The sequence below is a fragment of the Polyangium sorediatum genome, assembly GCF_029946465.1.
Lineage (GTDB): Bacteria > Myxococcota_A > Polyangia > Polyangiales > Polyangiaceae > Polyangium > Polyangium fumosum.
Map to the genome: position 1 here is coordinate 93,479 of NZ_JARZHI010000001.1, position 24,120 is coordinate 117,598.

Here is a 24,120-nt window from a genome sequence, read left to right on the forward strand (position 1 = left end):
TTCACATGCGAATGCTTTCGATTCTTGCCGTGGTTTCTATGAGCTTCTTGGGCCTCGCCGCGTGCGGCGACGATACGGGCGGCTCGGGCGGCAGCGGCGGCTCCGGCGCGACCGGCGGCATGGGCGGCGGCGGCATGGGCGGCATGGGCGGCACCGGCGGCATGGGCGGCGGCGGGCCCTCGGCTGGTTATTGCGGCAAGACGTGCGCGATGCCGGCGGATTGCTGTGCAATGGGCGTGCCGAACTGCCCCGGCGCGGACTACCCGAACAACTGGACGTGTGACGAGGGCGTGTGTGGCGCCCCGCAATGCAAGGCCGACGCTGATTGCACGTTCGGCGGCGCGCTGCCGAACAACAAGTGCCTGACCGAGAGCTCGATGAAGATCTGCGCTACGCCCTGCATGGCGGACGCGGATTGCACGATGCCGCTGAAGTGCACCGGCGAGGACGACAGCGGCGGGAAGTACTGCGCCGGCGCGGGCTGCGCGACCGACGCGGACTGCGGCGGCTACGGCAAGTGCAACACCACGAGCGGCGCGTGCGAGTGTACGGCCGACGCCGATTGCACGGGCGTTGGCACCGACAAGTGCGTGCTGTGAGCCCCGGTTGATGGGGAGAGACGCGTCACGCCGCGGCGTGGCGCGTCTCGATGATCCCGATCCGCGCGAGCATCCGCCGCACCGCGCGAAACGCGTCCGCCCGGCCGAACTGCAAGAGGTGCCCGCCGTGGAACGTCTCCAGCGGCGCGTGGAAATGCTCGGCCATGCGCCGCGCGTGATCGAGCGGCGTGATCTGATCGCCCGCCGCTCCCACGACGAGGAATCGCTCCGACGGGATCAACGCGGACCGACCGAGCGGGCTCACCACGCGTAACGTCGCTTCGATCGCCTGGTGCTGCGCCGCCTGCTGCTCCGGCGTGCCGACGAGCAGCCCCACCGCGCGCGCCACGTCGGCGATCGACGCACACGGCACGATCGGCACCGCAAACGCGAGCGTCGGGTCGATCGTGGCCCAGAGCCCCGTCGTGTAGCCGCCGAGGCTCATGCCCATCACGCCGACCGATGACGCGCCCCGGTCGCAGAGGAGCGCCGCGAGCGCGCGGAGATCCATGATCGCCTGGCGAAACCCCTCGATCGTGAAGCGCATGTCCGGCGAGGGAAAGAGCGCCGTCCCTTTCGGCGCGCGGCACGCGTGGAAGGGCAGGACCGCCATCGCCACGTCGAGCCCGAGCTCGAAGATCCAGGGCACGGGCCAGAGCCGCTCCTCGAGCGCGAACGCCCCGCACCGGTAGCCGTGCACGAGGATCACGACCGGGCGGGGCGTAGCGTGCAAAAACAGCCGCGCCGTCGCGGTGCGATTCAGCGTGTGGCAGAGGTAGTCCGTGCGCACGCTCGCTTCGAGCGGCTCGAACTCGCTCGGCCACGTTGCGTCGAGCACCATGCCGGGATCGGGCCCGCCGAGGAGGCGCACCCGGGCGAGCTCGACGTGGGGGATCGTTGGTTCCCCAAAGAACGAGCTCGGCGCCGTGAAGAACTCGGGCTTGTCGTAGATCGCGCGGATCGTGGAGAGCAGGTCGATGCGGGCCTCGGGGCCGAGGCCCGCGGGATCGAAGGAGCGGATCATGTCCCCCCGCACGAGCATCGCCGTGCCGACGGTCTTGTCGAACCCGGACGCAGCGCTCGTGAGGATGCGGCGCAGGACCAACCCGCCCTCCTTTGGGGAGGCTACTTCCGCGTCACGACCATTCGTGACTCGGCCGCAGCCACCACCTCGGGAAGCAAGAAGGGGACCCGCCGCGTCTGGTTCTTCCGCCAGAGCTCGGCTTGGTCGCGGAAATGCGGGCTCTGCGAGTCCCACACCACGCCCCCCGGCAGCGCGTTCCATGCACGCGGACCTTCCGGATCGAGGTCCACGACGAGTCGCTGCGTCGGGCCGAAATCGTAGTCGTAGCGCGGCGTCACGTCGAGCCGGGCGGTGAGGGAGAAGTCGGACGAGTCGACCGAGAAGTTGTCGCCGTGTCGCGGAAAACCGTCCGGAAAAACCGGGTCGCCGAGCGGCGGGATCGAGAGCTGGCCGAGGACCGGGAGGATCGCCTCGAAGCGGACGCGGTGCCGTGCGCCCCAGCGGTAGGCGCCGATGTCGGCGCCGACGTCCTCCACGAGCGTCCCGAGCGCGTCGAGGAGCGCGCGCACGATCCGTTCGTGCTTCGTCTCGATCGCCGGCGTCGCCATGTCGTCCCAGAGCGCGCTTTCCTTCGTGATCGGGTCGTACGTCGGGAGCGTCGCGGGTGTGTCGCGCGTGATCGCGAGGATCGCCTTGGCCTTCTGATCCCGCGGCACGAAGGGCCGGCCGGCATGCTCGAGCTCGTCCCCCAGGACGCGCTCGACGAGCCTGAGAAGCCACGCGTTGAACACGAGCGTCGCCTGCGCCGCGCGCGCCTCCATCGCCGTCTCGCCCTCCTCCGGGAGCGGCTTGTTCGTCTCCGGATCGATCCCGCTCGCGGCCTCGTAGCCGGCTTCCGTGCCCCACGCCGTGAGCAGCGCGTGCACCTTCTGGATCGCCGCCGGGTCGTAGCTGAGATCGGCCACCACGGCCGTGAGATCCGGGTGCGTTCCAGGCGTCTTGCGCTCCGCTTCGGCCCGCTCGATCGCCTCGATCAGCGCGGGCGTCAGGCGCGAGCCGAGCGCCGATTTCGCGTCTCCCTGGATCTTCGCGAGATCCTCGGGCGTCGCCTTGTCGAGCCCCGCGAGCCGCTCCTGGATGCGACCTTCGCGGAAGCCGATGTCCCAGGAGCACCCGAGGTACATCGGCGTCCCGTCGGGGAGCGTGCCGTTCGAGGGATCGCCGTCGAGCGAGTCGCCGATCGGATCGTTGTTCGCCGTCGCGAGGAAGCCCGCGGCGGGGTTTTTCTCCCAGGGAACGAGGTGATCCGGCAAGGCGCCCGTCCACTCGGCCGAGCCATCGCCCGGGAGCACGAGGCACGGGATCGTGCCCGAAAACGTCGCGGGGCTCCACGCGACGGCCGCCGGCGCGCGGGTCGGCAGCTTCGCGTGCGAGGTCCAGAGCACGTTGCCTTGCGTGTCCGCGATCATCCAGTTCTGCGCGCCGACCTGGAAACCGTCGAGCGCGAGCTTCGCCTCGTCGACATTCTTCGACCTCAACAGGTGGAGGATCGCCGCGAGCTCGTTCGTCGGTTCGTCGCCGGTCCAGCGCACGCTGACCGCGCCCTTCGCCGGGTCGAGCGGCGCCACCGTGTGATCCGGCAGGATCTCCGGCAGCATCGCCCCGTGGTGCGGCACGACCGGGACCTTGTAGGTGTACGGTGCGCCGGCCTGGATCTGGATCACCTCGTCGATCGTCTCGATCGCGACATTCTTCCCGCCGAACACGACCGACTTGCCATCCGGCGTGATCGTCTCGGCGTAGAGATCGGTCACGTCGTAGCCGGCGACCGTCGCGCCCCAGGCGATGTGCTCGTTGTGCCCCAGGATGATCCCCGGGATGCCGGGGAACGCGAGCCCCGAGACCTTCACCCGCGCCGCCGGATCCTTCGGCGTCACCTCCATCGCGACGGGCCAGAAGATCGAGGGCGCGGCGAGCGTCAGGTGCGGATCACTCGCGAGCAGCGCGTGCCCCGTGTCGCTCCTCCCCGCCGCGACGGCCCAGTTGTTCGAGCCGAATCCTTCGGGCGCGAACAGATCCTTCACCTTGCGCAGGGCCTCGCGGTACCGCTCCGTCCGCGCGCCGAGGTCGGGCAGGAGAGGGGAGGGCGCGGGGGTTTTCGCGCCGCCCTGGCCCATCGGATACCCCGTGGTCGTCGTCGCCGGCTCGTACGGCGCGAAGCGGTAAAGCTCCTTGAGGATGCCGCTCCGCACCGCGACCAGCGGATCGCCCGCATTGCTCGGGAACGCCTTCCCGAGCGTCTGGATCGAGATCGTGTCCGCGAGCTCGGCGTCGGCCGAGTGCGAGAGCAGGTACGACTGGAGCCGCGCGATCGCGAGCGCGTCCGGGCCCGTGAAGTCGGTGAACGCATCGACCGGGACGAGGAAGGCCGCCGCGGGCAGCGCCGCCTCGCGGTTCCGGAGCGCGCGGAAGTGCTGGGTCACGCCGTCGGCGAACGCGTCGACGAGGGCTTTTTCCTCGGCCCCGAGCGTCTCGTACTGCTTCTTCGCGACGCGGTGCAGGCCGAGGCTGCGGAACACGATGTCGTTGTCGATCACGCTCGCGTCCGCGTCGGCGAGGATCTCGGCGAGCCGGCCCTCGGACACGCGGCGGTAAAACTCGATCTGCAGGTGCCGGTCCTGCGCCACGAGGTAGCCCTGCACGCGCATCGCGTCCTCGAAGCTCGACGCGAAGATGTGCGGCCGCCCGTCCGTGTCACGCACGACGTCCACGGGCGAAGCGAGGTTCTCGATCTGGACGCGCTCGCTCACGGGCAGATCGGCGCGCTCGCCGATCGGCCCGAAGGGATCCCCCGCGGGCGGGGGGGGCGTCTGGGCGGGGTCGTCCGAGCAGCCGGCGGCGAGGGGCGCGAGGGTCAGGGCGACGAAGCTGAAGAACCGGGCGATCGGGAAGCGTCGAGGCTCATGCATGGGAAGGTCTCCTCTTTCCCGGACTAGCCTGCCGGGTCTTTGGCTCGCCGAAAATTCGTCCGTTTCTCGTCCTCTCTGGCAAGGGACCCTTCATGCGCTTGGTGCAGGCCCCCGCGCCTTCGGGCTCCCCCTCTCCGCCCGTGCGACCGTCGTTTGGCGCGTTTTTCGTCGCCGCTCCCCGCAAAGCCGAGCTCCTCTCGGAGCTGCGCGGCCGCGGCTACGTGGTCGCAAGCATCGTGCGCCCCCCGGCTCCCGGGCGGCTACGCCAGGCCGTCGAGGAGGCCGTCGAGAGCGCCCTCGCCATGCGCGGCGCCCCCCCGCCGTCCGTGAGCGCCGACGTCGACGGCGCCGCCTCCCTGCGCGATCAGGTCGTCCGCGCCCGTGGCCTCGGCTCCTTTGGCCTCGCCCTCGCCTTGCCGCCGCTCGCCACGCTCGCCGACACCTCGGGCGACGCCCCCGCGCTCGGGCCCTCCGACAGCGCCGTGCTCGCGGTCTTCAACGAAGCGGCCCAGGCCGGCCCCGTGGCGCTCGTCCTCGACGAGGGCGACCGTGGCCTCCGGATCCTCGCGCCCGTCCGCCTCGACGAGCTCGTCGCCGAAGCCGCCCCCACGCGCCGCGCCCTCCCCGAGCACTCGCGCGTCGTCGCCCGGCCGCCCCTCACGCCGCCTGCGCCCCCGCCCGAGGCCGAGCCGAGCGACGTGCGTCCCATCACGATGCATGACTCCGGCCCGCCCGAGGCCGACGCGGCGCCCGAGCGCGCGCCGATCGGCCGCCTGCGTGGCCTGAAGTCGGGCCCCCGACCGACGCCGACCCCGATGCCCACGGCGGACGGCGCGCCGCGCGCGTTCAAGTCGACCCCGCCGCCGCCCATGGATGCGGCGCCCGCGGAGCCCGCCGCCCCGGCGCCGCGCCGCACGCCCTCCTCGCCTGCGCTCGAGGCCACGCGTGACCGTGAGCCCCTGCGTGACCGTGAGCCCCTGCGCGACCGTGAGCCCACGCGCGACCGTGAGCCCACGCGCGACCGTGAGCCCGAGGCCGCCGCCGCGCCTGCTGCGAGGAACGCCCCTGCGGCCGACACGCTCCCGCCGCCGCCGCCCTTGCCCTCGGACCTTGCGCCGCCCTCGCCGCCGGTCGCTCCCTCGCCGGTCGAGCGTGTCCTCTCGGCGGCCGAGTGGCGCGCCTTCGCGATGGACCTCGACAACGCGCGGGGCCCCAAGCCCGCGGGCGTCATCGATCGGCTCTTCGCGACCCGCTACATGCCCCTCATCGGCGCGCTCTCGCGGGGCCACGCCGACGGCTCCGTCCAGCGCGTCGTCGACGGCTTCCGTACGGCCTTCGAACACAGCTACACGGAAGGGTTCGCCGCGATCCGCGCGACCGGCAAGCGACCGCTGATGGTCCTCGACGCGCCCGACGTGGCGGCGCGGATCGCGCGCCTCAACAACGCCCGCGCCGTGCGCCTGCTCCTCGTCGATTCGCTCCGCTTCGACCTCGGCGAGCGCGTCATGGCGCGCCTCAAGCCGACCTTGCAGGGCCGCGCCGTTTGCGTCGACCGCACCTTGCTCTGGAGCGCGCTCCCCACGACCACGCCGGCGCAGGTCGCGCTCCTCGGCCGTGGCCCCGAGGGCCTACGCGACCCCTTGCCCGAGCCGGGCCCCGAGCCCGACATCGTCCGCGGCCGCGCCCTCTCCACGATTCGCCGCGAGCGATACGGCACCAAAGAAGTCTTCAAGCTCGACCTCGTCGAGGCGCGCTTGCGTGGCGTCGGCCCCGGCTTCGACGAGCGGCTCGGCGGCATTGCGGACGAGGCGGCGCAGGTGATCTGCCGTTTCGTCGAGAGCTCGCCGCCGCGCACGTTGCTCTTCGTCTTCGGCGACCACGGCTTCCGGCTCTCGTGTGACGCGCGCGGCACGGCGCCCGCGACCCAGGGCGGCGCGAGCCCCGAGGAGGTGCTCGTGCCCGGGTATGCGTGGCTCGTGGGTGGGGTGCATTGAGCCGAGCGCGCGCCGCCGGGATGGCCTGACGACGATCGAAGGACCGAGCCCCCGCTCGACGGACCTCCCGCGCCTCGACAGGGGCTTTGGCCGTCAGCCCCTCGACGGGGTCTTCCTTGCTCGGGCCCATGGCCGGCAGCCGCCCGAGCCCTCCGGCGGCTCCAGGGACGCCGGGAACCACCCTTCCCACGTGCCCAAGCAACGCTCGGGGCCTTGGGAGGGCTGGTGACCGGCCCCTCTGTCGACGCTCGGGTTACGCGTCGCCCGCGTCTTCGTCCGTATCCTCGGCCTCGCGCGCCTCCGGCCCCTCGGCCGGGGGTTCGGTGACCTTCGTGCCGGCGGGCACCTGGAGGTCATAGAAATACAGGCGGAGCTTGTCGACGCGGCCGAGGTGGCGGAGGAGGCTCTCGCAGAGCGCCTTCGCGGCGACGTACCCATTGAGCCAGACTTGCCGCGTCGTCTCGACCTCCGGCGTCAGGGATTGCCTGTCGATGCGGGCGTCGTCGGCGAATGCGACGACGGGCGTGAGCGACTTCGTCATGGCATCGAATCGATCGTGCCAGTGCGCCGCGTCGCGCACGGCGCAGCTTGGCGCGGCGAGCTTCGTCGTGATGTGGGCGACGGCGAGGACCACATCGGCGGCGGCCTTTCCGATGCCTCCGGCGGTGCCGTCTTTCGTGAAAAACACCCTTCGGTCGACGGCGCCGTTGTCGTGCGCGCCGAGGTGGTTGCTGAATTTGCCGAGAAGGGCGCGGGCCTGCTTGAGGAGCGGCGCCTTGCTCCGGGCGCCTTGCCTGCGCGAGGCGTCCGTGCCGCGCGCGGCCTCCACGGCCCATTTCACGGCGGCGGTGTGGGCGTCGATCTGGTCGGCGGCGTAATGCAATGCAGGATCGTATTCGGGGATGAGGCCGACGAGCTTCTTGCGGATCTTGTTCGAGGCATAAGGCCCGTAAATCGTGACCTCGTCCTGATCGATGAACCTGTCAGGCATTCTCGACGTCCTTTGAAAGTGTACGGCCGATGCTAGCGGATGCGCCGGGGACGATCCATGCCACGAAGGTGGACTCGCGCCCGTGGGGCGGATCGTGTAGAGTGGCCGGGACGAGCCCGAGGGAGCCGCTGATGACCCGCCGAAAGAAGCTCTTCGCCGCAGCCATCGCTTTGCCGATCGCCGTCGCCGTAGGTGTGGGCTTGAAGGTCCGCCGCGCGTCGTCGGACACGCTGGGGGCGGATGCTTGCGACAAGGACCTCGCGGCGGTGTTCGAGGTATGCGAGGCGGGGGGGGCGATTTGCGAGAAGCCGCCCGCGGGGCAAGAGGAAGCTTGTCAGGCCGGCTGCGTGATGTCCCGGTGTCCGAACCACGTGGCGTGCACGGAGCTGGATCCCATCTGGTGCAAGCCGTGCGAGGATGAGAGAGGCGCGCTTTACTGGCGTACCCTCGACGAGGCGGACAGCCATTGCGGTGGTCCTCCGCCGTTCGGTTCGCTCGCAAGGCTGAAGGAGTACAGCGATTGCTACATTGCGGACGTGGAGCGGAGGTGCCCGGCGCTCAAAGACAAGCCAAAGTGGTACCTGCCCCCCGATCGCAGACAATAACCCGGCCCCGGCCCGCGTCTCGCGCCCCGTCCCCTCAAGCCACGTAACAACAAATCGTCCGCGGTCCGATCTTCGTGACCTCCCGAGGGCCTCGCCGCCCGCCGGCTGGCAGCTCCACGCCTGAATCACGGGCGAAAGCGCCGTCTTCGATGCGATCGCGTGCCCGGCGGCAATGGCTTCGACCTCGGCCAGGGGGACGAGCCCATTCTCGGCGAGGCCGTTGGCGACGGACAGGAGGGTTTCGCGCAGGTCACGCGCGAGCGATAGGGAAGGGGAGATGTGAACCGGTTTTGCCCGAGGAGACTGTGACGGGAAGGAAAAGGCTCAAACCAGGGTCATCACGACGAACGGCGTGGCGACGAGCCGAAGCGCCTCGACGGGTTTCGCCCATGCACGACCCTCGATGATGCCGCCGAGCGCGACGAGAGTGACGGCGACCCACGCGATGAACCCGAGTTGCATCCTCACCGGCCGGGAGTTTAGGTCGTTGTTGAGAAGGTGGCATATCATCAGCAGGATCGTGAGCCCCGTCATGGCCATCAAGTAAAGCGTCGCCTCGCGGCTGAGCTTCACGTCGTACTTGGGCCGATCGAGGCTGATCTGGGTGTCGGCCTTCGCCATGCTCTTCGGCCGCCAGCCGGGAGGCATGATCCAGACACCAAGCTCATGCAGGGAGTCCGATGTGCGCGACGCGCGTTCGATTGCATCGTCCAGCGGGGCCCACATGCAGTAGATGGGGTCGAACGATGCGACCTGCTCGACCGTGCCATACACCGGCTGCTCGTGCTCCTCCACGAACGTGCCGAACATGCGATCCCAGATGATCAGCATGCCCCCGAAGTTCTTGTCGAGGTAGCGGGGGTTGATGCCGTGGTGGACGCGGTGATGCGAAGGCGTGTTCAGCACCCATTCGAGCGGGCCGAGCTTGCCGACGAGCTCGGTGTGGAGGAAGAGCTGGTAGGCAGCGTTGATGGTAACTGCAATGGAGGCCATCCTGGGGGGAAACCCGATGAACGCGAGGGGCAGGTAGAATGCGCGCTCGAAGAACCCCTGCGTCGGGTGCTGACGGATCCCGAGGGCGAGGTTGTAGTCCTCACCCTGGTGGTGCAGCGCGTGCGAGGCCCAGGCGACATGCACGCGGTGCGAGAAACGATGAAACCAGTAGTAGCAAAAGTCGACACCGATGAGCAGCCCGATCCACCCGATCGGCGAGCTCTCCATGATCTCGAAGGCGGCAGAACGCTGGTAGATGAATTCGTAGGTGACCTGCAGGAAGCCAAAGAGGACAACAGCGGGGGCGAGCTGCGCCATGCCGAGCAGCAGGTTCGAAGTCGCGTCCGGCACACGATAAACCTGTCGCTCATGCGTGCGGCCCACGTGCCATTCGAGTCCCATGACGATGACGAAGAACAACAACAGGAGCGCTTGAAGCACGGTGGACGAACCTACCATATGTCGCCCGCAGTGCGCCTTTGTGTCTTCCACCCGATGGCATCATGCTGTAGTCAGGATGGCGCGCGTCGTGGACCCGACTCGGAAGCACCCAAAGAAGCAGCTCCTCGGGCCCATGGTTCGCGGTCTGGCCATCACCTCGGTGTTGCTCGCGCTCTTTGCTGCGTGTTTCGTGCGAGGTGGCAGGTTCGTGCCAGACCTCCCCAACCCCTCGCGGCTCGTGGATGGGAAGGCCGTGAACGAGACGCTCCGCGATGTTTGCGGGGTGTGGGCGCCCAGGAACAATCTCGTCCTTCGTATCTCGACGCTCGCTGGAAGCAGTCAGCCGGGGCCAGCAAGCCGTCCTGAGAACCCCAGGGCAGGCCTTGAGATCGGCCCGCTTTTCGATGATTACGTTTTTCCGGTCCTCAAGGTGCTCGCGGTGGGTCTCCTGGGGAGGGAACGACGTATCGGCTTATGGGGAGCGCTGATTCTTTCCATGTTCCTCACGCCGATCGGAGGACTCCTCGTCACGCTGCTCTCCGGGCCTCCGCCGTCTTCGCCCGACGCCGAAGCGCCGCGTCACCGCGAAGCGCGCGACGGCGCATAGATGAGATCGGAGCGCACCGCATACTTCACGCCGGCCGTGACCTCGGCGCCCTCGTGCAAGAGCAGGTGGTCGAATACGACGACGCTCCCCGGGGCTGGACGCACCGCGAATCGCGCGCGATTGTTGAATTTGCGCCCTCGCCCCTCCCCGCGGCGGCTCTTCTTGTCCTTCTCCTCGAAGAAGCGCGTCGAGCCGCCCTCGAAGCCTTCGTTCAAATAAATCATGAGCGACGCGCGCGTCTCCCCCCGCGGCACGGCCGTGCGTACGTCGACGTGCGGGGAGAAGCGCTGGCCGACCTCGTACCGATAGACCCGAAAGCGATCGTTCAGGCCCACGAGGGGCGAGGCCTCGTGCTCCGTATCCACGTGGCCACGAATGCGCGCCCAGAGCCCTTCGGCGAGCGGCGGCGCGTCGAGCACGACGCGCAGGTTGTTGCGGGCCGCGAGGTTCACCCGGTACGTGTCGTTGCCAATGGCGAGCCCCGCGTGCGTGAAGCCGATCGCCTCCGCCGTGGTGATCAATCGCTTGCATTCCTTCGGCGACATCACGCCGTGCAAGACATAGACCCCCTTCTCGACGTCCTCGCGGCGGACCGCGGCGGCGCGGTCTTCGTCGAGCAAGACCTCGTCGAGGCGATGCGGCACGGCGCGGAAGGTCTCCTCCCTGCGGAAAGAGATGTGGGTTCGGGATTTCATGGACATGTCCTCGGCAGCCTGGTCGCCTTTGACGAAGGGAGCGCCGTCATGTATACGATGATGCATGAATTCTCCCATCCTCGAACGCCTCGCCGAGCTTCGTCGACGCCTGACCCGGCTCCGCGACGGTCTTTGACCTTCCCCGGCAGGCGCGGCGCCTCGCCGAACTCGACTTCCTTCTCAGCGAAACCGACCTCTGGCGCGACCGCGAACGTGCGGAGCAGCTCCTTGCGGAGCGAGCACGTCTCGGCGCCCTGAACGATCGGATCTCCCACGCCGAGCGCGCGCTCGACGAGACGCATCCGTTTGTTCTGCTCGCCCTCCACGAAGGCGACGCGGACGCGCTCGCCGCAGCCGAAACCGATCTCGCGGTCATCGAGGTCGAGCTTCGCGAGGCGGAGCGATCGTGCGCGCCACCCGAACCGGAGGGGTGCATGGGCGCGATCGTGTCCATTCAACCGGGCGCGGGCGGCGTCGACGCCAAAGACTTCGCGGCCATGCTCTTGCGGATGTATCTCCGCTGGGCGGCGCGGCGGGGGCTCGTCGTCGAAGAGCTTCACCGGCAGGAAGGAGACGAAGCCGGGATCGACGGCGCCGCGCTCCGGATCCCGGGCGCCGGCGTATACAGCGCTCTCCGGGGCGAGACCGGCGTCCACCGGCTCGTGCGCGTGAGCCCCTTCGGCAGAGGGGATCGGCGACAAACCTCGTTCGTCGCGGTCGAGGTCCTGCTCGATATCGACGACGCGATTCCTGTCGAGATTCGCGACGATGATCTCGAGGTGACCACGATGTGCGCCGGCGGGCCCGGCGGACAGAACGTCAACAAGGTCGCGTCGGCGGTCCGGATGCGGCACGTTCCGACGGGGATCGTCATCGTCGCTCGGTCGGAGCGCAGCCAGCTTCAAAACCGCGCGAGCGCGCTCCGGCTCCTCCGGAGCAAGCTCGTCGAGCTCGAGCTCGAGCGACGCGAACAGGCTGCGGCCGAAAGGCGCGGCGCTCGGCCGGTCGCTCGATTCGGGCACCAGCGGCGCAGTTATGTCTTCGCGCCGCAGCGGCTCGTGCGGGACGAGATCACCGGGGGCGTGAGCCCCCATGTCGAGCGTGTCCTCGACGGAGACCTCGCCGTCCTTCTCGAATCCTCCCCGAAAAACTGATCCACGTCGCCGCGCGCTCGCCTACCCTGGAGGCTCTCCTCGGCGAGCCTCCCATGGAAGACCCTGCGCGCAGCGACGTTCCCACCGGACCCACCCCGCCTGCCGAATCCGAGGTCATCGCGGACGACGTCCGCCTGCTCCACCGGATGGGGTATGCCCAGGAGCTCCTCCGGCGGATGAGCGGATTCTCGAATTTCGCCGTCTCCTTCTCGATCATCTGCATCCTCGCCGGCGGCCTCACCTCCTATCACCTCGGCCTCTCCGCGGCGGGCGGCGCCTCCATTGGCCTCGGCTGGCCGCTCTCCTGCGCGCTCTCCTTTTGCTTCGCGCTCGCGATGGCGCAGCTCGCCTCGGCGTTTCCCACGGCGGGCGGCCTCTATCACTGGGCGTCCCTCCTCGGCGGAAAGGGCCTCGGCTGGGCGACGGCCTGGTTTAACCTCGTCGGCCTCGTCACGGTCCTCTCCGCGATCAACGTCGGCGCGTATCTCTTCATCGCAAGCTCCCTCGGCCCCGTCGTTGGTATCGACCCCGCGACACTCGGCCCGGGCCATCAGCTCGCCGCCGTCGTCGTCATCACCGCGACGCAGGCCCTCTTCAATCACCGCGGCATTCGTCTCACCACGCGCCTCACTGATTTCAGCGGGTATCTCATCTTCGTGGTCGCGACCGTCCTCACGGTCTCCATGCTCGTTTATGCGCCGCGCCTCGAAGCGTCGCGGCTCGTCACGTTCACGAATTTCAGCGGCGCGAGCGGCGGCGACGTCTGGCCTGCCACGAAGAGCATGGGATGGCTCTTTTTGCTCGGCCTGCTCATGCCGGCGTATACGGTCACCGGGTTCGACGCCTCCGCGCATACCGCGGAGGAGACCGTCGGCGCTGCGACGAACGTCCCCCGGGCCATTCTGCGCGCCGTGCTCCTGTCGGGCATTTTTGGCTACGTGATGGTGGCCTCGATCCTCCTCGCCATGCCGAGCGTGGAGGTCGCCGCCTCGAAAGGCCCGAGCGTGTTTTTCTGGGTGATGGGCGAGATCCTCCCGCGCCCTTTGCAGGTCGCCCTCTACGTCGGAATCGGCATCGCTCAGTATCTTTGCGGCCTCGCCACCGTCACAAGCGCCTCGCGCATGACGTATGCGTTTGCCCGCGACGGCGGCCTGCCCTTCTCCGCGGCCCTCCGCCGCGTGAGCGCGGACCACAGGACGCCGGCCCATGCGATCTGGGTCGTCGCGGCCGTGAGCACGGGGTTCACCGTCTACACGCCCGTGTATTCGACGATCACCGCGGTCTGCACGATTTTTCTCTACATCTCCTACGGCATGCCCATCGCGCTCGGCCTCTTCGCGTATGGCCGGACCTGGACCACGATGGGGCCTTTTTCGCTCGGCCCGTGGTATCGCCTCGTCGCGGGGATCTGCATGCTCTCCTGCGCGCTCGTCCTCGTCATCGGCGTCGCGCCCCCGAATGACAAGGCTTTGCCGATCACGCTCGGCGCGTTGCTCCTCACGATCGTCGTGTGGTTCGGCGGCCTGCGGCGGGTGTTCAAGGGGCCGCCCCCCGCGACCGTCGAACCTGCGTCAGCACCGGATCATCGATAACGCCATGAGCAGCCCGAGCACCAGCATCCCGCTCATGACGATCGGCCCGATGGCCTCCAGAAACGCATCCGCACGTTTGACGAAGCCCGGCAGCCTCGCCTTCTTCCGGGTCCGACGACCCGGGGGCAAAGACTCGAGCCCGAATCCATCGGCGACCTCCTCGGGCGACAAACGCTCGCAGAAGGCATGATAGATCTTGTAGAGCTGCCGGTTCTCGATCCGGACGAGGTTGTCCCGGAAATTGAAATATTCTGCATTCGAGGAGCGCCGCTCCTCCACGCAAGGGTCCGGGACCTGGACCGAATGCTCCAGGATGGCCGTGTAAGCGTAGGCGAGCTCGTACAACGCGCCATTGTACGAGACGTACTCCTTGACGAACTTCGTGCCGATACGCTCGAGCTGAACGTCCTCCGGCCGGAGAGGGGTCACGAGATACCACGCGCCCCCCATTTCGAGCAGCCGCGTGCAGGTGGCGCGTGGGCCCGTTTCGAGCATGTATTCGAAGAGATACTCCTCGCCCTCGCCCGTGTCGGACGCGAAGGTCACGAGGCCGGTCACGCGGACGTCTCGATCGCGGATCCGACCTTCCGCGCCGACCGGGAGGTAGGGATCCGTCGGTGCATTCGGCGTGAACACGGCTCGCGCCGGCGTGACGTGGCGACACTCCGTCACGGCGTCGCAATGACGGCACGTGAAGAAGCCCCGCGGCGAGAGTTCTTCCCAGCGCAAGGAACCGCCGCAGGATCCGCAGGTGAGCGCCGCGACCGGCACCTCGTCCTCGTCCTCCTCGAAACCGGAACGGTTCGCGGGAACCACGACCTCGATCCATCCGAGCTTGTACCGGACGTCGCCCCCTCGCCGGTCGATACGAAGGAGGGCGAGCCGGCAGCTCGTGCAGGTCTCGACATGCGGGCCCGGCGAGCGGAACGTCACCGGCGCGTCGCACGACGGGCATCGCGCGTGCCTCTCCGTGATCGGGCGCGACTCCATCCTGCCAGGATATCGGAAAGCGCCGTGAGAAACCAGACGTGTTATCCTCACGGAATCCCCATGTCCTCCCGTCGCCCCGTTTCGCCCCCAGGCGTGACCTGCCGTTTTTGCCAGGAGCGATTTTCGACCTGGCCCGGGAGCCATTGCACCCGCTGCGGGAGCCCTCTCCCTGGCCCCGATCTTCCCGCAGGATCCCCGCCGGAGGCGCCGCCGCGCCGCCTACCTCTGGGGTATCGCAGGCATGCGCTTTTTCATCATCACCCGGCCGTTCGGAGGGGCGTCCTGTATGCCGGGTTCGGCCTGTTTTTGTGGATTCCGGGGCTCTTCGTGCTCATCGCGCTTTCGCCTTACGTCGCCGGGATCTGGATCCTCGGCGCCGCGTGCCTGCTCGTCGGCGTGATTTGCGGTCTCCTCGGTTATGCGGAGTGCAGCGATGCGCTCACCCGCTGGCGCGAGCACCTCCACCTCCTCACGCACGGCGCCGCGGCCAAGGGGATGATCACGGCGGCGCACGTGGACACGTCGACCTTCGTGCGCGGCGGCCACCCCTATCGAATCGAATACGTCTTCATGGCGGAGGGACGCTCCGTCAAGGGATCGGTCGAGGGGTCGGATGCCACGAAGGAGACGTATGGCGTGGGAATGCCGGTCTGGGTGCTGTACGTGCCGGGCAACCTCGCGATGAGCTCGATATGGCCGCCCGTCCGGTAAACGTTCTTCAGAGCAAAAGGAAGATCACGAAAAACCCGATGAGGAAGACGATCGCCGCCCCCACCGCAGCCGCGAGGTAAAACCCCATCTTGCTGACGTCGTTCACGCGTTGCGCCGGCCGGTGGTGCAGCTCCGTCACCGTCATCTGCTGCTGCCGCGCGCCGACGATCGTTGGCGCCGTGGTGCCGGGCGGCGGCGCGGTCGGCTCGTCCTCGATGTGCGCGCCGGCCATGGGCATCGGCGGCGGCGTGAACACGCCGGACGGCTCGACGTAGACCTGCGTCGGCTCCGAATCGCGCGAGGACCGCGGCGGCGCGACGTACGCCGGTCTGGGCCGCCGCGCCGTCTCCTCGGTCCGAGGCGAAGACGAGGGCGGAGCCATGACCAGCGTGCCGAGCGGACCTCCCGACGACGACGCTGAAAAACTCCCCGACGCAGGCGAGGACCGAGGCGCGGGCGCGGGCGTGGACGGCGCCGATTCGGCCATGACCAGCGTGCCGAGCTGACCCCGCGGCATCGGCGGCTCGTCCAGCATCGGCGCCGCGCGCCCCCCGCCGTTCGTATTTTCGTCGTGAACCTTCGCAGCCGCGGGCGCTGCCGGTTTCCGCCCCTGCGCCGCGAACACTTCGAGCATGTGCGCGACGACCATCGCGCTGCCGATCCGTTTGTCGCGCTCGCGCTCCATGCACCGCGCCACGATCTCTTCGAGCGCCGGATCCACCGCGGGCGCGAGCTGCGAGACCCGCGGCGCCGGGCCGCTCGAGATCCGCGCCGTGATGTCCGCGCGCCCGCCCTCGAAAGGACGCTGCCCCGCGAGCATCTCGAACAGCACCACGCCGAGCGACCAGAGATCGGTCCGCACATCAAACGACTCGGGCGCGGCGAGCTGCTCCGGGCTCCGATACGACGGCGAACCCAGGCCGAGTGTATCCGCGACGACCGCCGGCACCGCGCGCGCGACCCACAGATCCAAGAGCTTCACGCCCGGATCGTCCGTGCCCGGTTCTCCCTGCAAAAACACGTTCGCCGGCCGCAGGTCCCCGTGGACGAGCCGTGCCCCGTGCGCGATCGACAGCGCCGTCGCGATGTCACGCCCGATCTGCGCGGCGAGCGGCGGCGGCAGCACGCGCTCGCGCGCGAGCCGGTCGGCGAGCGTCTCGCCCGCGAGCAGCTCCATCGCGACGAAGGGCTCGCCACTTCCCGTCTCGCCCACGTCGTGGATCGTGACCAGCGTGGGGTGCTTGGTGGCTTGCGCCGCGCGCGCCTCCTCGCCGAGCCGCTGCCCGACTTCCAGGTTCGGAATGCTGAGGAGCTTCAGCGCGACTTGCCGCGACGCTGTGTGGTCCTCCGCTTCCCAGACGGCGCCGAGCGCGCCCGTCCCGATCTGCCGTACGAGGCCGTATCTATCGCCGATGAGTTCGCCGCCGCTCATTGCCCTGTCCGACCCGAGATCATGCCCGCTTGCGGAAGTCTTTCAAAGCGATCGAATGCGCCGCGCCGCCTCTTCCAGCACGTCGTCTTCTTTCGCGAAGCAGAATCGAGAGAGCGTCTCGCCCACCGGATCCCCGTAAAACGAGGTGCCGGGCACGCTCGCGATGCGGATCCGCTCGAGCAGCAGCATCGCCGCGGCCTTCGCGGTGGGCGCGCCGAGCCTGCGGATGTCGGCGAGCACGTAATACGCGCCCCGCGGCACGTACGGCGTGAGCCCCGCGTCCGCGAGCGCGCTGCAGAGGATATCGCGCTTCTTCTGGTAGCTCTGCCCGATCGAGGCGAAGTATTCGTCCGGCATCCCGAGCCCCGCCACCATCGCGTGCTGCAGCGGCGTCGGCGCGCAGACGTAGAGCAGATCGTGCGCCACCGTGATCCGCCGCGCGGCGTCGGCCGGCGCCGTCAGATACCCGCACCGCCAGCCCGTCACCGCGAACGTCTTCGAAAACCCCGAGATCGACACCGTGCGGTCCCGCGCGTGTTTCCGCGTCGCGAGCGGCACGTGCTTCTGCCCGTCGAAGACGATGTGCTCGTAGATCTCGTCGGTGATCGCCACGAGGTCGTGCCCCTCGATCGCGTCCGCGAGCCAGTCGAGCTCCTCCTCGCTCCACACCTTGCCGCTCGGGTTCGACGGCGTGCACACGACCACCGCGCGCGTCCGCGGCCCGATCGCCCGTGCAAAAGCCTCCCGATCGATTTCCCACGACGGCGGCCGCGTCGGCACGAGCACGGGCACGAGCCCGAGCGCGAGGATCGTGTTCAAGTGGTAGCCGTAATAAGGCTCGAACAGGATCACCTCGTCGCCGGGATCGAGCAGCGCGAGGCACGCCGCCGCGAACGCGCCCGTCGCGCCCGACGTCACCACCACTTCACTCGCCGGATCCACGTCGCGCCCGTAACGCTTCTTCAGATCGGCCGCGATCGCTTGCCGCAGCGGCAGGATCCCCTCGGGAGCGGTGTAGATCGCCACGCTCGCGTCGATCGCGGCGTTCGCCGCGCGCGCCACGGGCGGCGGCGTGGGCAGATCGCACACGCCTTGCCCGAGGTTGATCCCGCCCACCGCCTCACACGCGCGGCTCATCGCGCGAATGTCGGAGATGACCAGCGAGCTCAGGCGTTGACCGATCCGCATGGCTGCACCCTACCTCAACACGGACCTGGAAGTCCCCTCCGCTGCACACGGCCGCGACCACGAAGCCCCCGTCCGCCCCTTGCCGGAAAGCCCGAGCCATGGCACCCCCGGCGCCGTGCGTCCGTCAGCTTCTGCAGAGGCTCGCCTCGTTCGTGAGGGTGATCGCGCCCTCCTGAACGAGGTGTGGTCGCTCGCCTGGCCGGCGATCACACACATGCTCTTGATCACGCTCGTCTTTCTGGTCGGGCGTCTCCTGCTCGGGCGGTACTCGCCCACGGCGCTCGCGGCGATCCAGATCGGCGGCGCCACGGTCTGGACGCTCAACTCCGTTTGCACGGCCTTCTCCGCGGGCACCCTCGCCGTCGTGGCCAGGCGCGTCGGCGCCGGTGACCGTCCCGGCGCGGCCCGCGCTGCTCGCGCCGCGCTTCTCTTTGCGGTCGGGCTCGGCGTCGTCGTCGCGTGTGCCCTCTTTTTCGCCGAAGGCCCCTTCATCCGAACCCTTTTTCCTCGCGCCGGAGCGGCCGTGCAGGCGCAGGCGGGCGCGTATCTCCGCATCGCGTGCTGGGCCATGCCGCTCACGTTCGTCGAGGCGATCGCGGCTGCGGCGCTGCAAGCTTCGGGGGACACGCGCACGCCGCTCGTCGTCGCGGGCGTCGGCAACGTCCTGAACCTCGCGCTGAATGCGCTGCTCATCTTCGGCCTCTTGGGCCTGCCCGAGCTCGGCATCCGCGGCGCCGCCGTGGCGAACGGGGCGACGATGGCCCTCGAAGGCGTCCTTCTCACCTTCGCGCTCTTCCGCCACACGAGCCCGCTGCCGCTGCACGAGGTGGCTCCGCGCCTCGGAGCGAAGCCCCCTCTCGTCGACGTCGACGCGCTCATGCGCGTGCTGCGCGTGTCGGGCGCGGCGTTCGGAGAAAAGGCCGCGTATCACCTCGGCTTCATGTTCTATGTCGCGGTCATCGCGCTCCTCGGCGAGGTCGCGCTCGCGGCGCATCAGGCGGCGGTCAGCATCGAGTCGATCTCGTGGCTCTCGGCGGACGGTTTTGGAATCGCGGCGGGCGCGATCGTGGGCCAGAAGCTCGGGGCGAAGCGGCCCGACGACGCCGCGCGCGCGGGCCGTGTCGCGGCGCTGCTCGCCGTCGCGTGCTTGAGCGTCGTGGGATTCTCGTTCCTCACGATGGCGCCCTTGCTCATCTCGGCGTTCACGCCGGATCGAACGATCGTGGAGACGGCCGTGCCGGCGATGCGCGTGGGCGCGTTCGCGCAGCCGTTCATGGGGTTCGCGATGGTCACGGCGATGGCGCTGCGCGGCGCGGGCGACACGCGCACGGTGCTCGGCACGATGATCCTCTGCGGCTTCCTCGTGCGGGCGAGCGTGACCTGGTTTTGCGCGATCAAGCTCGAGCTCGGGCTCGCCGGCGTGTGGATGGGCAGCACGGCGGACTGGATTTGTCGGGCCGTGCTGCTCGGCTGGGCGTATGCGCGGGGGCGGTGGAAGAAGGTCGAGGTCTAGCTGCGCTAGACGCCGCCGACGCAGGCGTTTTCCACGCAGCTCTGGTCGTTCGGGCAGTCGTTCGTCGACACGCATTGCACGCCGAGGCACGACGGCAGGTCCGAGCACGCGACGGTATCGCCGCATTGGGCGATGTCGGACTGCTCGTCCACCGTGAAGCCTTCACAATCGGTGCGGCACTGTGCGGCCTCGTCCGCGGCGAGGCCGCAGTCCAGGTAATAGTCGCAGGCCGCCTTGCACCCGGCGAGGCTGTCGGACATGCCCATGTCGGGCGTAGGCCGATCGATGCATTGCCGCGACGTGGTCGCGTCCGGATCGCACATCTGCGAGCTGGAGCAATTGGCGTCCGTGAGGCAGCCCGCCTTGCATGCGGAGAGCGAGGGATCTGCGCAGTGTTGACCGGGCGAGCAGGTGGCGTCGCCGCATTCGGTGGCGCCGGCGATGGGCATCTCGGCGGGGACGTAATCCTGGCGGATCTTGCACCCGAGGCCCGACGCGCCGAGCGCGAGGGCGAGGAGCAAGGCGGACGAGAGCGGTGCAAGTCGAAGCGATGCAAGCATAAGGACCCTCCTTCGGGGTGGCCCATGTTTGCGACGTGCTCGCTTTCGTGTCTCGTCGCATCGTTGCGAACAGGCTTCGCAGCGTTGCAAGGACCTCCCGGCGCCGCCGGTTCAGAGCGCCGCGCGAAACCGCCGCGCGAGCGCGTCCATGAGCACCCGCACGCGTGGGGTCTTGCGTAGGTCGGGGTGGGTGAGCAGCCACGCGGTCCGTTCGAGCGGCGCGACGCGCTCACGATAGGCGTGCATCTCCACGAGCTCGGGGTGGAGCGCGGCAATGGCGCGCGGAATGAGCCCGACGCCCACGCCGCCTGCGACGAGCGAGACGAGCGCGCTGAACTGGGCGCGCGTGGCGATGTGGGTGGCGTGCTCGCGCTCCCAGGCCGACTCGGGCGAGGAGCGCTCGCTCAGTGCGCGCACGACCCACTGCGGCTCGGGCTCGCGCCGGACGGCCGCCGTCGTCCCGAAGACGCCGTACGGGAGTTTGCCCAGCCGAACCCCCCAGCATCCGGGCGGCGGCCGCCGCATGATGCCGATCGCGACGTCGACCTCGCGGTCCCGCACGCTCGGCCCCGAATCGGCGAGGATGAGGCTCACGCGCAAGGGGTATTGCGCGGTGAGCTCGGCGATCGGCTCGACGAGGAAGGGCAGCAAGGCCTCCACGGTCGTCAGGCTGACCTCGCCGACGATCTCCGTGGCCTGTGCATGCACCTGCCCTGCGACGTCGGCGATGGCCTTGCGCATGCGGTGACCGACCTGCGCGAGCATGGCCCCGGTCTCGGTCAAACCGCCGGTGCCCGGGCCGCGCTCCAGGCACGGCGTGCCCACGGCGGCTTCAAGGATGGCAATGCGCCGGTACACGGTCGACACCGACACGCCGAGCTCGCGGGCGGCGCCGCCCACGCCGCCCGCGCGGGCGACGGCTTCCAGATAACGGACATCTTCCCAGAGAATCGACACGGGAGAACCTGCTCGTTGTCCTAGGGCGTGATCTTTGACGGAAAATCGACCGGATCGGGGCAAGCTTGAATGAGGAGCGACGCGCTCGTCGTGCACAGGAACGTCGACGAGTGGTCCTCGTAGCCGAACGTGTACACGTACGGACACGCGCCCTTCACGGCGGGGCTGTAATCGGTGCCCGCCTGCACCCCGAGCGCGGTGCAGCCCGCGCTGTCGTACCGGTAGGGAAAACCATTGTACGTGTGCACCGAGTCGGGGCAGCAATACTTGAGGCAGGCGTCGTCCCCGGCGCCCACCTTCTGCGTCGCCGTGCAGAGGTCACACCCGCCGAGGCACGTATTCGCCTTGCCCGGCTCCGCGTCCGTGCAGCCCGCGGGTCCACACGTGTACCTTCGATTCGCGTGCATCCCCTCGTCGTGGCCGAACCCGACCGCGAAATCGGGCGCGCCGTTCCACGTCCACTCGGGCCCGCCGATGTTGCCGGCGTTGAACACGGTGCCCGTGGGGATGCGGTTCGCCGAATCGCCGTCCGGACACGTCCCGCACGAGCCGGCGATCACCTTCTTCCCATTGCCATCGATCATCGTGGGGCACTCCTTGCACCCCGCGGGCGCCGGCGCGAACGCGTCCGAGCCGTCCGGGCATTGCGCGTTCACGTCGAACCGGCACCCCGTCCCGCGGCACCAGAAAATGTTGTTCGGATCCGGCGCGCCGCCCCCGCAGCTCTTCATGCCGACCGAGCTCGCCGTCGTCCACGCGTTGACGGCGCTGATGTCGTAGTAGAGCGAACCCTGGCCGGGGTTGTCATACGTGAACTCGAACGTGGCGTTCTTCGCGGCCTCGTTTCCGACCTCGCAGCCATTGCCGTACGGATTGCACCCCGTCGCGAGCCAGCCCGTCCCGCTCGGGAACGCGGCGTCGTTCGGCATCACGATCTCGTGCTGCTCGCCCGGCTCGAGTTCGAAGAACGGGTTGCACGCGCAGGCGCTGCCCTTGCAATACACGAGCCCCGGATCCTCGCCGTCGGCCATGTTCTTCGCGATCTCCGTGCATTGCCCCACGCCCTCGGGATCGCTGCATGCCGCGCCGTTCCACGCGCACGCCGTCGGCCGGGCCCACGTTGGTGTGGTCCGGCCATCCATCTTGAACCAGCGTGTCTCACTGCAATTGTTCACGAGCTTGATCCGGCGCACGCCGTCGTCCGCCGGACAGAATGCCGTCCCGGCCTCGTACGCGGGCCCGCGCGAGCCCGCGCCACCACCCCCGCCCGCGCCTGCGCTGCCGCCCGCGCCCGCGTCGCCGCCTGCGCCCGCGGATCCTCCGGATCCCGTCGCATTTGCGCCTGGATCGTCGCCCGAGCAGCCCCAGCAAACGAGCGCCACGGCTGCCGCGGTGCCCCACCCGATCCTCCACGCGACCCGGTTCGTCATGGCGGGAGCCTATCATCGCCCGGCCCTCCCGTGGTATACGCCCCGCCATGGTACAGGTCCACGGCGGCAGGCTCGTATCGAAGGCGCTCGCGCGGCACGGGGTCACCCACCTCTTCACGCTCTGCGGCGGGCACATCCAGGCCATTTACGATGGGTGTCTCGACGACGGCATCCGCGTCGTCGACGTCCGGCACGAGCAGACCGCGGGGCACGCGGCCGACGCCTGGGCGCGCGTCACGGGCAAGCCCGGCGTTTGCGCGGTCACGGCCGGCCCCGGCGTCACCGACACCGTCACGGCCGTCGCCAATGCCCAGCGCGCCGGCATCCCGATGATCGTGATCGGCGGCGCCGGCCCGCGCTTGCTCGCCGACATGGGCTCGCTCCAGGACATGAACCACGTCGAGCTCATGCGCCCCATCACGAAGTGGAGCGTCTCCGTTCCCTCCACCGACCGCCTCCAGGAGTACATCGACGCCGCCTTCCGCATCGCGCAAGGCAACGTCCCCGGCCCGGTCTTCCTGGAGATGCCGCTCGATCTCCTCATGAACTTCGGCGACGACGCGCCGCCCGCCACGGTTCCTTTCGACGAACCCCCGCGCCCCGCCGGCAATCCGCACGCGATCGCCCGCGCCGCGGCCATGTTGCGCGAGGCCGAGCGGCCCATGTTCATCGTCGGCACGCAGCTCCGCTGGTCGCCGTGCAAGGAGATTTTGCGCGCGTTCGCCGATGCGATCGACGCCCCGTATTTCCTGAACGGCATGGCGCGCGGCGGCCTGCCGCACGCGCACCCGAACTTCTTCGCCCGGTCGCGCCGTGTCGCGCTCGGACAAACCGATCTCTGCGTCGTCCTCGGCACGCCCTTCGATTTCCGCCTCGAATATGGCCGCGCCATCAATCCGGGTGCGCGTGTCATCCAGATTGACCTCGACGGCAACGAGATCGGTAGAAACCGCAAGGTCGACGTCGCCATTCACGGCGACAGCGGCCTCGTCCTGGAGCAGCTCCTCGCCGAGGTGAAGGAGAAGCGCGCGCCCGGCTGGATCGCGGCGATGCGCGCGGCCGAGGACAAGTCGCGGGCCAAGATGCAGCCCGAGATCGACGCCACGACCGACCCGCCGAACCCGCTGCGCGTCTGCGACGAGATCGGAAAACGCCTCGGCAAGGAGGACATCGTCATCGGCGACGGCGGCGATTTCGTGGCCACTGCGGCGAACGTGATCAAGCTCGAATGGCCGCAGCTCTGGATGGATCCGGGCCCGCTCGGCACGCTCGGCGTGGGCCCCGGGTATGCGATGGCCGCGAAGCTCGCCCGCCCCGGCGCGCGTGTCGTGCTCATTTACGGCGACGGCTCGTTCGGCTTCAACGCGGCCGAGTTCGAGGCGCTCGCGCGGCAAGGCATTCCGGTCATCAGCATCATCGGCAACGACGCCGCATGGATGCAGATTCGCCGCGGCCAGGTCGATCTCTACGGCGCGGATCGCTCGCCGGCCACGGCGCTCGAATACACGCGCTACGAAAAGGTCGTCGAGGCGCTCGGCGGCGTGGGGTATTGGGTCGAGCGCACCGAGGACCTCGGCCCGGCGCTCGACGCGGCCTTCGCCGCGGACAAACCGTCCTGCGTGAACGTCAAGATCGCCCGCAGCGAGTTCCGCAAGGGCGCGATCAGCGTGTAACG

20 protein-coding genes and 1 pseudogene are annotated in these 24,120 nt (G+C 69.2%); 10 read left to right on the forward strand and 11 right to left on the reverse strand.

Annotated elements, in window-relative coordinates:
• The first annotated feature begins 5 nt into the window (after window positions 1-5).
• Window positions 6-599: a hypothetical protein gene (locus QHF89_RS00395; RefSeq protein WP_284719865.1), complete on the forward strand. Its 594-nt coding sequence runs from the start codon at window positions 6-8 to the stop codon at window positions 597-599.
• Between the two features lie 25 nt (window positions 600-624).
• Here QHF89_RS00395 and QHF89_RS00400 read toward each other — a convergent pair whose 3' ends face one another.
• Together QHF89_RS00400 and QHF89_RS00405 are read right to left on the reverse strand one after the other, a co-directional pair.
• Window positions 625-1,704 carry an alpha/beta hydrolase family protein gene (locus tag QHF89_RS00400; protein ID WP_136965120.1) on the reverse strand — a complete coding sequence of 360 codons (1,080 nt, stop codon included), beginning with the start codon at window positions 1,702-1,704 and terminating at the stop codon, window positions 625-627.
• Between the two features lie 20 nt (window positions 1,705-1,724).
• The gene (locus QHF89_RS00405; RefSeq protein ID WP_136965121.1) at window positions 1,725-4,592 is read right to left on the reverse strand and encodes a penicillin acylase family protein; all 2,868 of its coding nucleotides are present in this window, start codon (window positions 4,590-4,592) and stop codon (window positions 1,725-1,727) included.
• Between the two features lie 140 nt (window positions 4,593-4,732).
• Here QHF89_RS00405 and QHF89_RS00410 point away from each other — a divergent pair, with 140 nt between their 5' ends.
• Window positions 4,733-6,586 (forward strand): hypothetical protein, encoded by a 1,854-nt coding sequence (locus QHF89_RS00410; protein ID WP_284719866.1) that lies wholly within the window; start codon window positions 4,733-4,735, stop codon window positions 6,584-6,586.
• 253 nt (window positions 6,587-6,839) lie between these two features.
• Here the strand turns inward: QHF89_RS00410 and QHF89_RS00415 are convergent, their stop codons facing one another.
• On the reverse strand, window positions 6,840-7,577 hold the full coding sequence (locus QHF89_RS00415) for a hypothetical protein (RefSeq protein ID WP_136965122.1): 738 nt from the start codon (window positions 7,575-7,577) through the stop codon (window positions 6,840-6,842).
• A 131-nt stretch (window positions 7,578-7,708) separates the two neighbouring features.
• Between QHF89_RS00415 and QHF89_RS00420 the strand changes: the two genes are divergently transcribed.
• Window positions 7,709-8,182: a hypothetical protein gene (locus QHF89_RS00420; RefSeq protein WP_136965123.1), complete on the forward strand. Its 474-nt coding sequence runs from the start codon at window positions 7,709-7,711 to the stop codon at window positions 8,180-8,182.
• Between the two features lie 324 nt (window positions 8,183-8,506).
• On the opposite strand, the gene QHF89_RS00425 is transcribed toward QHF89_RS00420, so the two are convergent.
• Complete coding sequence (locus tag QHF89_RS00425; RefSeq protein WP_284719867.1) at window positions 8,507-9,616, reverse strand: sterol desaturase family protein; 1,110 nt, start codon at window positions 9,614-9,616, stop codon at window positions 8,507-8,509.
• A 253-nt stretch (window positions 9,617-9,869) separates the two neighbouring features.
• Between QHF89_RS00425 and QHF89_RS00430 the strand changes: the two genes are divergently transcribed.
• Window positions 9,870-10,223 (forward strand): hypothetical protein, encoded by a 354-nt coding sequence (locus tag QHF89_RS00430; protein WP_136965125.1) that lies wholly within the window; start codon window positions 9,870-9,872, stop codon window positions 10,221-10,223.
• Here QHF89_RS00430 and QHF89_RS00435 read toward each other — a convergent pair.
• On the reverse strand, window positions 10,196-10,918 hold the full coding sequence (locus tag QHF89_RS00435; RefSeq protein WP_136965126.1) for a 2OG-Fe(II) oxygenase: 723 nt from the start codon (window positions 10,916-10,918) through the stop codon (window positions 10,196-10,198). The genes QHF89_RS00430 and QHF89_RS00435 overlap by 28 nt on opposite strands.
• Before the next feature lie 164 nt (window positions 10,919-11,082).
• Here QHF89_RS00435 and QHF89_RS00440 point away from each other — a divergent pair.
• The 3 genes and pseudogenes from QHF89_RS00440 to QHF89_RS00450 all read left to right on the forward strand — a co-directional run.
• Window positions 11,083-11,625, forward strand: a pseudogene (locus tag QHF89_RS00440) (PCRF domain-containing protein); the annotation flags it as partial.
• A gap of 51 nt (window positions 11,626-11,676) precedes the next feature.
• On the forward strand, window positions 11,677-12,072 hold the full coding sequence (locus QHF89_RS00445; protein ID WP_284719927.1) for a peptide chain release factor family protein: 396 nt from the start codon (window positions 11,677-11,679) through the stop codon (window positions 12,070-12,072).
• Window positions 12,073-12,125: 53 nt separating this feature from the next.
• On the forward strand, window positions 12,126-13,664 hold the full coding sequence (locus QHF89_RS00450; RefSeq protein ID WP_136965128.1) for an amino acid permease: 1,539 nt from the start codon (window positions 12,126-12,128) through the stop codon (window positions 13,662-13,664).
• Here the strand turns inward: QHF89_RS00450 and QHF89_RS00455 are convergent.
• On the reverse strand, window positions 13,644-14,654 hold the full coding sequence (locus QHF89_RS00455) for a hypothetical protein (RefSeq protein WP_136965129.1): 1,011 nt from the start codon (window positions 14,652-14,654) through the stop codon (window positions 13,644-13,646). The two genes, QHF89_RS00450 and QHF89_RS00455, sit on opposite strands and share 21 nt — an antisense overlap.
• A 327-nt stretch (window positions 14,655-14,981) precedes the next feature.
• Here QHF89_RS00455 and QHF89_RS00460 point away from each other — a divergent pair, with 327 nt between their 5' ends.
• Window positions 14,982-15,365, forward strand: a complete 384-nt coding sequence (locus tag QHF89_RS00460; protein WP_136965130.1) for a hypothetical protein — start codon at window positions 14,982-14,984, stop codon at window positions 15,363-15,365.
• Between the two features lie 7 nt (window positions 15,366-15,372).
• Here QHF89_RS00460 and QHF89_RS00465 read toward each other — a convergent pair whose 3' ends face one another.
• Window positions 15,373-16,797, reverse strand: a complete 1,425-nt coding sequence (locus tag QHF89_RS00465) for a serine/threonine-protein kinase (RefSeq protein ID WP_136965131.1) — start codon at window positions 16,795-16,797, stop codon at window positions 15,373-15,375.
• A 42-nt stretch (window positions 16,798-16,839) separates the two neighbouring features.
• Entirely contained in the window at window positions 16,840-17,985 is a 1,146-nt protein-coding gene (locus QHF89_RS00470; RefSeq protein ID WP_136965132.1) for a pyridoxal phosphate-dependent aminotransferase, read from the reverse strand.
• On the opposite strand from QHF89_RS00470, the gene QHF89_RS00475 reads away from it, so the two are divergent.
• Complete coding sequence (locus tag QHF89_RS00475) at window positions 17,984-19,498, forward strand: MATE family efflux transporter (RefSeq protein ID WP_136965133.1); 1,515 nt, start codon at window positions 17,984-17,986, stop codon at window positions 19,496-19,498. The two genes, QHF89_RS00470 and QHF89_RS00475, sit on opposite strands and share 2 nt — an antisense overlap.
• A gap of 5 nt (window positions 19,499-19,503) precedes the next feature.
• Here the strand turns inward: QHF89_RS00475 and QHF89_RS00480 are convergent, their stop codons facing one another.
• The 3 genes from QHF89_RS00480 to QHF89_RS00490 all read right to left on the reverse strand — a co-directional run bounded on the left by QHF89_RS00480 (window position 19,504) and on the right by QHF89_RS00490 (window position 22,445).
• Window positions 19,504-20,058 (reverse strand): hypothetical protein, encoded by a 555-nt coding sequence (locus QHF89_RS00480; RefSeq protein WP_136965134.1) that lies wholly within the window; start codon window positions 20,056-20,058, stop codon window positions 19,504-19,506.
• Window positions 20,059-20,169: 111 nt separating this feature from the next.
• Window positions 20,170-21,015 carry a LysR family transcriptional regulator gene (locus QHF89_RS00485; RefSeq protein ID WP_136965135.1) on the reverse strand — a complete coding sequence of 282 codons (846 nt, stop codon included), beginning with the start codon at window positions 21,013-21,015 and terminating at the stop codon, window positions 20,170-20,172.
• Between the two features lie 20 nt (window positions 21,016-21,035).
• The gene (locus tag QHF89_RS00490; protein WP_136965136.1) at window positions 21,036-22,445 is read right to left on the reverse strand and encodes a glycoside hydrolase 64/thaumatin family protein; all 1,410 of its coding nucleotides are present in this window, start codon (window positions 22,443-22,445) and stop codon (window positions 21,036-21,038) included.
• 47 nt (window positions 22,446-22,492) lie between these two features.
• Between QHF89_RS00490 and QHF89_RS00495 the strand changes: the two genes are divergently transcribed.
• Window positions 22,493-24,118 (forward strand): thiamine pyrophosphate-binding protein, encoded by a 1,626-nt coding sequence (locus QHF89_RS00495; RefSeq protein ID WP_136965137.1) that lies wholly within the window; start codon window positions 22,493-22,495, stop codon window positions 24,116-24,118.
• The last annotated feature ends 2 nt before the right edge of the window (window positions 24,119-24,120 follow it).